This window comes from Kamptonema sp. UHCC 0994 (assembly GCF_029167235.1).
Taxonomy (GTDB): Bacteria; Cyanobacteriota; Cyanobacteriia; order Cyanobacteriales; family Microcoleaceae; genus Kamptonema.
Genome location: NZ_JARFTR010000048.1, coordinates 1 through 12,102 on the forward strand (window position 1 = coordinate 1; position 12,102 = coordinate 12,102).

The 12,102-nt window shown below is 43.2% G+C and carries 12 protein-coding genes; 1 reads left to right on the forward strand and 11 read right to left on the reverse strand.

Annotated features, from left to right (window positions below; genetic code table 11):
• Positions 1-48: 48 nt before the first annotated feature.
• The 10 genes from PY364_RS04725 to PY364_RS04770 all read right to left on the reverse strand — a co-directional run bounded on the left by PY364_RS04725 (position 49) and on the right by PY364_RS04770 (position 10,377).
• Entirely contained in the window at positions 49-822 is a 774-nt protein-coding gene (locus tag PY364_RS04725; RefSeq protein ID WP_275521037.1) for an ABC transporter permease, read from the reverse strand.
• Between the two features lie 188 nt (positions 823-1,010).
• The gene (locus PY364_RS04730; protein ID WP_275520999.1) at positions 1,011-2,054 is read right to left on the reverse strand and encodes a hypothetical protein; all 1,044 of its coding nucleotides are present in this window, start codon (positions 2,052-2,054) and stop codon (positions 1,011-1,013) included.
• 224 nt (positions 2,055-2,278) lie between these two features.
• Positions 2,279-2,833 (reverse strand): hypothetical protein, encoded by a 555-nt coding sequence (locus PY364_RS04735; RefSeq protein WP_275521000.1) that lies wholly within the window; start codon positions 2,831-2,833, stop codon positions 2,279-2,281.
• A 169-nt stretch (positions 2,834-3,002) separates the two neighbouring features.
• Positions 3,003-4,028 (reverse strand): ABC transporter permease, encoded by a 1,026-nt coding sequence (locus PY364_RS04740; RefSeq protein WP_275521038.1) that lies wholly within the window; start codon positions 4,026-4,028, stop codon positions 3,003-3,005.
• Between the two features lie 468 nt (positions 4,029-4,496).
• On the reverse strand, positions 4,497-4,841 hold the full coding sequence (locus PY364_RS04745; RefSeq protein WP_275521001.1) for a hypothetical protein: 345 nt from the start codon (positions 4,839-4,841) through the stop codon (positions 4,497-4,499).
• Positions 4,842-5,165: 324 nt separating this feature from the next.
• Positions 5,166-5,909, reverse strand: coding sequence for an HAD family hydrolase (locus tag PY364_RS04750; RefSeq protein ID WP_275521002.1), 744 nt, complete (start codon positions 5,907-5,909; stop codon positions 5,166-5,168).
• A gap of 357 nt (positions 5,910-6,266) precedes the next feature.
• Positions 6,267-7,400 carry a 30S ribosomal protein S1 gene (locus tag PY364_RS04755; protein ID WP_275521003.1) on the reverse strand — a complete coding sequence of 378 codons (1,134 nt, stop codon included), beginning with the start codon at positions 7,398-7,400 and terminating at the stop codon, positions 6,267-6,269.
• Positions 7,401-7,661: 261 nt separating this feature from the next.
• Positions 7,662-8,225: a transcriptional regulator NrdR gene (gene nrdR / locus PY364_RS04760; protein ID WP_275521004.1), complete on the reverse strand. Its 564-nt coding sequence runs from the start codon at positions 8,223-8,225 to the stop codon at positions 7,662-7,664.
• A 143-nt stretch (positions 8,226-8,368) separates the two neighbouring features.
• On the reverse strand, positions 8,369-8,464 hold the full coding sequence (locus PY364_RS04765) for a photosystem II reaction center protein T (protein ID WP_275521005.1): 96 nt from the start codon (positions 8,462-8,464) through the stop codon (positions 8,369-8,371).
• A gap of 734 nt (positions 8,465-9,198) precedes the next feature.
• Positions 9,199-10,377: a glycosyltransferase family 2 protein gene (locus PY364_RS04770; RefSeq protein ID WP_275521006.1), complete on the reverse strand. Its 1,179-nt coding sequence runs from the start codon at positions 10,375-10,377 to the stop codon at positions 9,199-9,201.
• 157 nt (positions 10,378-10,534) lie between these two features.
• Between PY364_RS04770 and PY364_RS04775 the strand changes: the two genes are divergently transcribed.
• Positions 10,535-10,921 carry a transporter gene (locus PY364_RS04775; protein ID WP_275521007.1) on the forward strand — a complete coding sequence of 129 codons (387 nt, stop codon included), beginning with the start codon at positions 10,535-10,537 and terminating at the stop codon, positions 10,919-10,921.
• A gap of 258 nt (positions 10,922-11,179) precedes the next feature.
• Here PY364_RS04775 and PY364_RS04780 read toward each other — a convergent pair whose 3' ends face one another.
• On the reverse strand, positions 11,180-12,070 hold the full coding sequence (locus PY364_RS04780; protein ID WP_275521008.1) for a hypothetical protein: 891 nt from the start codon (positions 12,068-12,070) through the stop codon (positions 11,180-11,182).
• Between the last annotated feature and the right edge of the window lie 32 nt (positions 12,071-12,102).

The window sequence follows — 12,102 nt, forward strand, 5'->3', positions numbered from 1 at the left end:
GGTGATTTTACCGCCCAGAGGGCGGCGTTACGGGCAATTAAAACTCCCTTAAAGTCTTCTCTCTACGCTCAACATCCGCCGATAAGATAGCCAACCTCCTCCTACCATTAAAACAGCAAAACCTGATAAAAACCAGAAGTGCGGTGCAATATCAGATAACCCTTTACCACCTGCCCAGACACCCATTAACGCCTCATTCATGTGATAAATGGGATTGTATTTAGCAAGTTCTAGTAGATTTTTTGGAAATAGCGAAGCTGGCAAGAATGCACCACCTAAAATTAATAGAGGAACACCAAAAGCTGCTACCAACGAATTAACATCTTCAGTACGTCGCGCAAATTGCGTACCGAGAACAAAGCCAACCCCAACATAAGAGATAATACTTAATAAGATAATCAGACATCCCAAAGGAATAGAACCTTGAAATTGTGCTCCAAAAAAGGTCGCGATCGTATATACTAAAAGTGTCTGACCAATGCCAATACAACTGTGAGCAACAAAAATTCCTAAAAAGTAAGACGTGCCACTGAGGGGTGAAATAAACAAACGTTTAAGGGTTTGTTGTTCTCGCTCCGCTACCACAGTTGCCACACTACCACCTAGACAACTAAAAAATAGCGCCGCACCTACCAAAGTTGCGGGAGCAGCACTTTCAAAAGCCTTTGCAGTTGTGAGCTTAGCACGTTCTGCCAAAATAAATCCATTAAGAAGTAGCACAGAAATCGGAAAAATACTCCAAAAAACCAAGCTTCGCCGCCGCCGCAATAATTCAGTTAAAATGCGCTGCGCTACTGCCAGCGTTTCGTGCCAGTATTTCATAAAATGGGAAATTTGGGAAGGGATAAATCCAGTAGAGTTGGTCATGCCAACTCTACTATTTTATAGCAACCGCTAAGGCATTTAAGACACTCTGATTTCCTGCCACCATAGATTTTATTCCCTTCTTCCCCTAGCCCCTAGCCTCTCTTTTCCCCTAGCCCCTAGCCCCTAATCCCTAGCTATACTCCTCATTTAATCGAAAAACTTGTACCTCGATAACATCCCTGAAAAGAAGTTACACTTGTATTATTGAGCTGTTCGAGTACATCGACCAGTGACGGTGTATCAATACTATCAGAGGGAACGCCCCATTGGTAAGTAAAGTTGCCAAGAGAAGTTCCATTTCCGTTGTAAGTATACTGCTCGATAGGGATTCCAGCAACACCAGAAATAGTTTGCTCGTGATAGCCATTGACGATAATTTTTTCGATTTCCGCGCCTGGTTCTGCGATAATATTCCAGCGGACTGGTTCGTAAGCTGAAAGTGCAAGAATGATGCGCTTATTTTGACGTTCTACTCTCACATCAATCGTACCAGTGGGATGATTTACGCCGCTATGATCTGTTCCCGCTTCATAAACACCAATTACATGAAGCTCTGTATTTCCTGTCGAAAAAGCCACATAAGCAGAAAAATCATTAGAACTACCGATGCCACAGTTAGCATCTGGACTAACTGGCGAGATAGGAATTTTTGCTGCTAATTGTTGTTGAACAGTTGGCACTACCCATAACTTAGTTCCCGCGCCTAAAGCAACTATTAAACCCACTGCAATGCCGAGGGGAATAAAATTTGTCAGATGGCGGATAGTGTCTGAACTTCTAAATTTTCCTAGTGTCTGTTGTACAGATTCAGCAGTTTCTTGAATCGGATTGTTATTACCATCAAGACAGGCGAGTAAAGCTAAACTTTCCGGCTGTTCGAGCAAACTTTGGACAGCTTTTCCTTCGCCGATATATATATTTCGGCTTTGTCTGTCTAAAAGTAACCAGTTGCGATCGCTTTCCGTTAACTGATAGTCTTGTACAGAGGGATTGACAAGCCGATGTTGCAAGAAAATCCGCCATGCCATATTCTTGCCAGTTCCGAAGTTTTTGCCATCAGAGCACATAAGCTGTTCAATTTCCGGTTCCCAGTGCCAAGCTACCCAACGGCTGTCTCCTTGATAGCCTAGGGATTTCTCTAGTCGGGGATGAGCGGTGATATCTAAGTGCTGAACTAAGTTTGACATGACAGTTATTCGCTCCTAGCAATAAAGTTTTGGCTTTACTTAATCTTGCCACTTCTACCGCCAACACGCCAATAGAAATCGTATTTTTTTTAATCCTTGCTGGGGGGATTTTAAGTGAGGTACGCACCTACCAATTACCAATTGCCAGTTAACTGTTAACTGTTAACTGTTAACTGTTAACCGTTAACCGTTAACTGTAGTCAAAGAATTACCGTAGACCTTCTTTACTGTTGATTTTGAGGGCCGTTAATACTATCCCTAGTTGGTGCAGTTCCTCCAGGGCCAAAAGCACTTGAAGGAACTCTAGGAAGATTAATCCCAGTATTATCGGGAAAGTCTAAGCTATCATTGGTATTATTTCCATTACTAGGAGATTGACTGCCATTTGGATTACCAGATGTCGGGTTTCCCATATTTCCGGTGCCTGGATTTCCTCCTGTATTCCTACCCTCATTATTAGTTGTAGGTAGACTTATTCTTTCTCTAGTATTAGGGTCATTCGTCGGATTAGTTCCAGCGTTTATGGGATTAGTTTTATTGGCTGGATTATTGCCATTATTGTTCGCGGGAGTAGTGCGAGTGCTGGTAGAATTGGAGCCGCACAATTTTCTTAAATCCAGAGTTGTGCCATTTGTAGTTTCGATATAACAAATGGGTACGTAAACTTCCGGGTTTGATACTCTGGGAAACTCGGAATTTAAAGGCTGGCTCAGAGCAGCCTCCGCCATAAATGGAGTCAAGACAGCCGATAAAGCCACCATGCTGTGCCATATTTTCATTAGTATTTCCTCAAGAATTCAAATCTGTTATTTCTAGTATTACCTCGAAAATATTAAGATGTCCTCATTCTCAAAGCGGATAAGTAAGTAGATTGACGCATCATCCTTCGTAACGCGGCCGTCTCGGCGGTATCCTTAACCGCCGAGACGGCGGCGTGACAAGTAGATTTTAGTACCTAATTCGCGGGTCGATATAGGCATTTAAAAGATCGATAACAATACTAGCAACCACGACAATTGCGGCAAAAAATACCACAATTCCTTGTACTGTTGGGTAATCTCGATCGGAAATCGCCTGATAGAGTCGATTGGCTAACCCAGGCCAAGAAAATGTTACTTCTGTTAAAATTGCACCGCCTAAAAGTGCGGCAAATGTTAATCCTAAAACTGTGATTACTGGAATTAAGGCGTTTTTCAGAGCGTGAGCCCATAAAATCTGTAATTCGGGAATACCTCTAGCTCTAGCTGCTTCTACATAATCGGCTTGCAAAGTTTGCTTGAGGTTTACCCGCACAATTCGCTCGAAAATGCCGCTGAGCAGAATTCCTAATGTCATGCTAGGCAATGCTAAATAGTGTAAAGTTGTAAAAAATTGGCTAATATTGCCGCTAAGAAGGCTGTCAATAGCATATAGTCCAGTGAGGTTTTGTGGTGGGGGAAAAGTTACAGGAAATCTTGTTCCTAATGGAAACCAACCTAACTGGACTGCGAAAATTAATTGTAATACCATCCCTGCCCAAAAAGCGGGTATAGAATAAGTGATGATACCAAATAAACGGCCTCCGGCATCGAGGATGGTGTTGGGATGGGATGCTGCTAGGGAACCGACGGTGACACCGACAATCACAGCTATGGTCATGCTAAATACTGCAAGTTCGACTGTTGCGGGGAAATTGTCTTGGATAATTTGCCAAACGGTTTGGCCGCGACTGGTGATAGATGTTCCTAAGTTAAAATTTAGTAAATCTTTCATGTAGTTGAGGTACTGCTGCCACAGGGGATCGCCTAAACCAAGTTGCGATCGCAAAGCTTCTTTAACGCTGGCCGGAGCTCGCGGCCCCAAAATCGCATCTACTGGGTCGCCTGGGGTAGCTCGTAGCAGTAAAAATACTACTGTGGTAATAGTCCATAGCATCAGCGGTGCTAGCATTAAACGGCTGAAAATATAATATTGCAGGGCTTTGGAACGGGACATAATATTTGGTAATTGGTAATTGGTAATTGGTAGTAGATGAACATATATATTATGTGTCATTGCGAGTGAAACGAACCAATCTCCCTGAGCCTATTGGTAGTAAATGAACATATATATTATGTGTCATTGCGAGTGAAACGAACCAATCTCCCTGAGCCTATTGGTAGTAAATGAACATATATATTATGTGTCATTGCGAGTGAAACGAAGCAATCTCCCTGAGCCTATTGATAGTAGATGAACATATATATTATGTGTCATTGCGAGTGAAACGAAGCAATCTCCCTGAGCCTAATGCCTCTCTCCATAGTTGGGTGTTGGTCGTGCAATTAGGACAGGACTTACCACTCTGACCAAAGAAACCGGGTTTTTTACCAATTTGTGGTCTGCAAGGAAGTATTTTCGTAAAAAACTCGGTTTCTAAGCCCAGATTCAATTAGCTATTAGCAATTAGCTATTAGCAATTAGCTATTTTCCTAAGAGAGATTCAAAGGTAGCCTGCAAAGACTTGATATCAGCAACTCTTGCTACTAATAGGTTTTCGCTGCCGGCATCCTGTAAGCGGCACTTCCAATAATGAATACTTTCTGAGTTTGCCATCCAGAAGCTAATTACTGCCTCTACGACTCGATCGCCATCCCAGCCGCGAGTTGGAGAAACTGTTTCTACTGATTGGACAAAGGCATCTAGAGTACATTTACGGTTTGCCAAGTATTCTACACCAGTGCTGGGGGATTCCGTGAGAATTTTTTGCTGTTGATTAAAGAAGGATAAAATCGGAGAGACACCCAAGAGTTCAAATGTGTAGTTCATGCCATCCTCCAAAAGTATTAAGATTGAAAGAGCGTAATTTTTAACTCGCTTACTTTATTAATAGCAAATCTGAGCTAGTATAATTGTTACATCGCTTACATTAGCCCTGTTCAATCTGTAACAAAAAGTTGCATAATATTAGCTTAACTCCTTTGTGTAAAGGTTTTCAGTTACTTTACACTGTGGTAAATATTAGCAAGTTTCCCTTTGGAGAATCTATCTAGATCGTTAGCACTCTAGTCGTGAGAGTGCTAATTAAAACGATCGGGGCGGGTTGGGAAATCGACAACTGGCTGATAGTAAAGATACTGGCAAAAGCTGCATCTATAGATCGACAATTTTAATTTCATCCAGAGATGCGATCGCGACATCTGCTTTTTCTAAATGACTAGCCTTCGCTTTCCCCCAACAAATCCCAATACAACCCGCTGCGCCTGCATTTTTACCCATCTCAATATCGCCGGCCGAATCTCCAACCATCAAAGTTACTGCGGGTTCTACGCCAAGTTTCTCGCAAGCTTGGAGAAATAATGCCGGATCGGGTTTATTAAGGTTAGCTGAATCCACTCCCATTTTTAGCTGAATGTAATCGCCGAGTTGATGGCGTTCGACAAATGCTACTACTGTTTCAGTGGTTGCTGCTGAAAGAATTCCCTGTTTTAAACCTGCTTCTGAAAGATATTTTAGCACTTCCAAACTACCGACAAATAAAGGCGAAGGTGCTGTATTTTTTAACATTTGGTCGGCTTCATCAAAGGCACGATGAGCAATGGTTAAAGATTCTAACCAACCCCTGCCAGTTTCGGCGATATAGCCAGCAGCTACTATTTCATTTTCTCGCCTACTGCCGACTGCCATCAAGCCTGTGGGGTCAATTTTGCCGCCATCGATACCGAAGGCCATCAGTAAGGGTTCGCCAATACCGGGAATTTGCGCGTCTGCGAGGCGCGATCGTTTTAACCCCAGATTTCTCAAAAATTCCTGTGAATCTTCGAGTGTGCCATCTTTATCGAAAATGATGGCTTGAATATTTGGAAAAGTAATTCCCCGACACTTAATATTTACCAATTTAGTAAACTCCTATGTTTTGTTAGTTGTTAATTGTTAGTTGTTGATTGTTGGTTGTTGGTTGTTAGTTGTTAGTTGTTGGTTGTTAGTTGTTGGTTGTTAGTTGTTGGTTGTTATATCAAATCTGGCTAAATACTTGTAATTGTCAATCCTTGCAAAGTAATCCTAAAACTTGGGGATTGCTTCGCTTTGCTCGCAATGACAGATCGTAAGTAATTTGCCGGACACAATATTAGCTATTGGCTGGTAACAGTTAACAGTTAACAGTTAACAGTTAACAGTTAACAGTTAACAATTTATGGAAATAGTTACAAAAAAAGAGGGTAGTTCCCTCTTTTCATAAGAAAAATAGGGATGTTAATCTTCCGTTGCTGGGGGAATTTCTTCCTCTGGAATCTCCGCCACTATCTCTTCAATTGCCGTCGGAGTTTCGGCAGAAGTTTCTGCCGGAATTTCCGCTGCTATCTCCTCCATTGCTGGCGGAATGTCGTCTATTTCCTCAGTGGCCGAAGGAATATCGTCTGGAATGTCGTCTAGTTCATCAGTTGCGGCTGGGACTTCTGCGGGAATCTCAATAGCAGCTTTGGCTTGCTTTTGAGCTAACATTTTCTCGCGGAATTTAGCGGCCATTTCCTCAGCTTTTTCATAAACCAGGTCGCGATTTTTTACCATTGCTCCTGGTTCAGGTTCTAACTGCTTCGTGGAGAGGGAAATTCTACCCCGTTCAGCATCTAGGTCAATGATCATTACTTTCACTTCATCATTGACATTGAAAACGCTGTGAGGCGTATCTATGTGATCGTGAGAAATTTCGGAAATGTGTAATAGACCGCTGACTCCACCGATGTCGATAAATGCACCGTAAGGTTTGATACCGCGCACTGTACCGATTACCACTTCCCCAACTTCGAGGCGGTTCATCTTCCGTTCTACGAGGGCTCGGCGGTGACTTAAAACGAGGCGATTACGGTCTTCATCTACTTCTAGGAATTTTAATGGCAGTTCTTCTGCGACTAATTCTTCCTTGGGTTTGCGGGTGCTGATGTGAGAACCGGGGATGAAACCGCGCAACCCTTCAATTCTTACTAATGCACCGCCGCGATTGGTTGCAAAAACTTGCGATCGCACTGTTGCATCTTCTGCTTGAAGTTGGCGCACTCTTTCCCAGGCTCGCATATATTCTATGCGGCGAATGGAGAGGGTGAGCTGACCGTCTTCATTTTCATCGGTGAGGATGAAAAATTCTCTGGTTTCGTTTGATTGCAATACCTCTTCTGGAGCTTCTACCCGATTGATTGACATTTCCTGAATGGGAATGTACGCGGCGGTTTTTGCGCCGATATCAATTAGGGCTCCTCTGGGTTCTATACTGAACACCGTACCTGCTACTATATCGCCAGGGCTGAAGTGATAGTCATATTTGTCTAATAGGGCGGCAAAATCCTCGTGAGTAAAGCCAACTTCTTTAACTGCTGTTTTCTGATTGACCATGCGAATAGTTTCCTGGGATTTCTCTCCTTAGTTTTTTGTTCCTGTGGATGGATGCTGTAGATTTTAGTTAATAAGCTGTTGGCTTTTCTATCAATCTTTTGTAAAAGTTAGCGCTAGCTAACCGTTACCGGGTGCAACCCCACACCCGCTACCATTATTATTACTCGAAACTTCAGGTTAGGAGTGTTAATTATAATCATGGGGCGGTAAGATAGTTTATTATAGCCTAACTATGCCCGTTTAAAACTATTTGTGGTGAGTTTAGTTGGGTGTCGCGCAGGATGCCTGAATTTCTAGCTCTCTGGACTCTGAGGGAGTTAACTCGGAATCTGCGATCGCGTCTGGATCGGTTTCTCTTTCGATGTTAGCGTCGTGGTCGCTTTGTAGGCGATCGAGGGCTTCGACGAAATCCCGAATGCCTTGAAATTGGCGGTAAACTGAGGCAAATCGGACGTAAGCAACTTCGCTCAAACGTCGCAACTGTTTGAGAACTAATTCGCCAATGTCTGAACTTGCAACTTCTCGAAGCGATCGCCCTTGCAGTTCTGATTCAATTTCATCGGCAATTTTTTCTACTTCTGCGGCGGCAATACCTGTTTTTTCACAAGCGCGAACGATCCCCCGTAGCAATTTGGATTTATCAAAGGACTCGCGTTTACCATCGCGCTTAATTACTGTTATCGGCACAAATTCTATGCGTTCATAACTGGTAAATCGGTGTTGGCAGTTCAAGCATTCGCGGCGACGGCGAATGCTTTTACCGGATTCGGCCGATCGCGACTCCAGAACGCGGCTATTTGGATCGTGGCATAAGGGACAGCGCATAACTACTGATTTTTACAGACTTCTAAAATAGATGGCAATTCATCTCGCCCAACTTAGGGCCGAGATGAATTGCGGGACTTGTATATATTGCTCAGCGCTAAGAGCTGAGAGCTGTTGGATAGTAAGAGCTCGGAGGGAGCTAGTTACTTGCCAATCCGAGGGGGTTCCCGGAAGGCGATCGCAAAAAAGATTGTGCCGATCGCTAAAGCCAAAATCAAAATGTAAGCAACGCTTTCCATATCCTAGTTTTTCCTTAATCTTCCAGTTCTATGTAAGTTTATCCCAATTGGGGAAACTATTACTAGCACTATCCAGACTATATATTATTTTGACACTCTCAAGGAAGAAGTAAGAAGGAAGAGGGCAAAAGACTTATGTAGCCAGCCTTCTAATTTAGGTTTAATTAGGTCGATTTACTTAGACGCGACCGATAATCAAAGTATCTGCTAATTCGATGCGATCGCGACAAAGGTACGTAGTTGCGCTTTAGCGCTCCTGCGAAGGTATAGGAAAGAGCGCTAAAGCGCAGCTACATACCTGCTAATTTGATGCGATCGCGCCAAAGGTACGTAGTTGCGCTTTAGCGCTCCTGCGAAGGTATAGGAAAGAGCGCTAAAGCGCAGCTACATACCTGCTAATTTGATGCGATCGCGACAAAGGTACGTAGTTGCGCTTTAGCGCTCTTGCGAAGGTATAGGAAAGAGGGCTAAAGGGGAACTACATACCTGCTAATTTGATGCGATCGCGCCAAAGGTACGTAGTTGCGCTTTAGCGCTCCTGCGAAGGTATAGGAAAGAGGGCTAAAGGGGAACTACATACCTGCTAATTTGATGCGATCGCGCCAAAGGTACGTAGTTGCGCTTTAGCGCTCCTGCGAAGGTATAGGAAAGAGCGCTAAAGCGCAACTACATACCTAAAAATTAACTCCTATCTTGTGACACTTGGCTTTAGTCCGATAGAAGTCGCTCAAAGCTCAGCGCCGTTTCAACCCCAATACGCTGAGAAAAAAGCTAGACAAAACTATCTGAAAACCTACAGTCAGACAAGTGATAGAGGGAATTACTAAGCGCAAAGTTTTGGAAGGGTCTAAAGGGCCAAAAGAAGTCTCGCCCCAGAGGGTAAACGACAAAATGGAGCCGATTATTCCTATCAACATCAGTAGGATTCCTACTATCAATCCTATTTCTAGACTGACGTAGCGCAACAATTTTTTAATTTGCGGATCTTCAGGTAACAATTTTTCGCTGATGGCGAAGACTTTGGTAAATAAAGCGAAACTAACGGCTTGAAAGCCGACAATAATCGCGATCGCAGCATAAAGCAGAGTGTGTACGTCAAAACTGACACGCCCAACTACTCTCGTAGTCGGTAACAGCCACATTCCCACCGCCAAACCCACAAATATTAGCAACAAACCGGGATACAGAAACAGCCACCTAGGGCTGTACAGCAGCAAAAATCGCAAGTGTCGCCACCCGTCTCGCCAAGTCCGCAAGTGGGGCGGGCGGCTGCGACCATCGGGAGATAATGTAGTGGGGACTTCTGCGATTCGCAGTTGATTGAGAGAGGCTTTAACTATCATTTCACTGGCGAATTCCATCCCTGTTGTTTGTAAATCCAGTTGCAAGATTGCGTCTCTCCTGAAGCCTCGAAGCCCGCAGTGAAAGTCACCGCAAGGACTTGCGAATAACAGCCGCCCCACCCATGTCAACACAGGATTCCCTAAATATCTGTGCAATCGAGGCATTGCTCCCGGCTTTACGCCACCTTGGAAGCGGTTCCCCATTACCAAGTCGTAGCCTTCTCGCAATTTTTTCACAAAAGAGCCAAGGTTGGAGAAGTCGTAGCTATCATCAGCGTCACCCATAATTATGTAAGTTCCGCGTGCGGCTACGATCCCGCCCATGAGAGCGCTGCCATATCCTTTGGCTGCTACGGGGATTACTCTGGCTCCCAGCCGAGTTGCGATCGCCTGGGAACCATCTGTGCTACCGTTGTCTGCGACGATCGCTTCGCCAGCAATATCGAGTTCTCGTAATGACTGCTGTGCTTTCTTGATACAGGCTTCTAAAGTTTCAGCCTCATTCAAGCAGGGCATTAGTATGGATAATTCCAGAGAGTATTCCTCGCTTGCGTTTGCGTCTTCTACCATATTTTTGTTATAATTTTACCCATTCTGGGCAATAATTGTTTTAACTACCTCTAAGTTTAAAATGTAAGGGATTGAGAAAACAGGTAAATATTGAGCGCGGCTGTTGGGTGAGATTTTTTTCAACTATTATGACAGTATACTATAGGTTAATTAACTAATGACTCGAAGTGTTTTTCTAGTTTTGCTTGCTGCTATCCTTTGCGGTGTTCTTGGTCAATTTAGTCTTAAGGGAGCAGCTAATATTTTAGGGCCGATTGGCGCAGCGAATTTAGCTGAAAAAGTCATAGCAATGGCAAGTCAACCTTTAATCTGGGTTGGTTTAATTTTATACGGATTGGGTGCTTTTGGTTTTATTGTCGTGCTATCTCGCGCCAACATTAGCATCGTCTCGCCTTTACTCTCAATTAGTTACATTTGTGTAGTTTTAGGCGGTAAAATTATATTTAATGAGCCTTTGCCACCATTGCGACTGGTAGGTGTAGCTTTAATTATGACCGGAGTGGTTTTTGTACTTAATAGTTCGCCTAGTAGTTCTGGTGGTTAAGAAGCCGGGTTTAACTCGCATTTGGACAAAGCTTATTTTGCTTGCTTTCGTGCTTAGGGAGAAGGCGGAAGGGGGGCTGTTTCATTGTAGCAAGATGACCGCTTTAACTTTGATATTATTGAATAATACGAAATCCGGGTTAGTCATCTCCTTTATGTCCTCATTGCGAGCAATCGCAGAGGTCTTGAGATTGCTTCGCTTCGCTCGCAATGACAATAAAGAGGGTAATAAACCCGGATTTGGTATAATAATCAAAATTTAGGGCGATCGCGGTTTAGATGGTTCGGGGCTAAAAATCATTAATTGTTCGCCTAAATTACTTTCTTGAATCGCTAAAACTATGGGGCGGTCATCAGATTTTGCATCTTTTGGCAAGTCTTTAAATAGATAAATCCAGCCGCCACGTTCTAGTAATAATCGCCAAATAATCGGCTTTTCGGGGTTAGTAATGATATCGGTTTCTTCGGTTATGTATAATTCATTAAATAAGCCTCTATCTCCAATAATTTTATAGCCTTTTAGAGATGGATCGGCAAACACATCATCGAGTTTGCGTCCTAATGCTAGACGGTTTTCAGGTATGACTAGAGTAACAACTGGTAAGGTGGAGTTTTCGCCGGCATCTCGTTGTGCGTCAGTAATGCCTTGATTGCGGGCTAAGTGAAATAACATCAGTAAAATCCAACCTACTATGATTATTTCATCAACCAGCGATCGCAGAAATTCTATGGAGTTAAATTTTTTGGCATTAAATAATACTAGAGATTTGATTGGGTGATAGAGTAACCATAGTTTTGTTTTTTCAGTATAAAGAAATATTTGCCACAATACAGCGTCTATTACCTGAAAAATAACTTTATTTAATATTGAAATTATCCATAAGCTGAGGTAAATTGCTAGGCCGGTACTCAGGAAGGCGATCGCACTTTTGGCAATTGTCCGGCCATCGGCTAAAAACACCTGGAGGGGAACGATAAAAAATGATTGGGCGGGTAAATCTAGGGTGGTAATTTCTAGTTGAAAGAAGTAGAAATATGACCAGCGGTAAATCCAGCCACTGAAGAAAAGGGCAGCACCAACTAAGCCAACGACGCTGGCAAATTTGCCTAAGATATTGGGTTCTTTGGCGGGTTCGGAAGATGGAGACACGGAATCTATTTTAAGGTAGTTGAGTTATAATT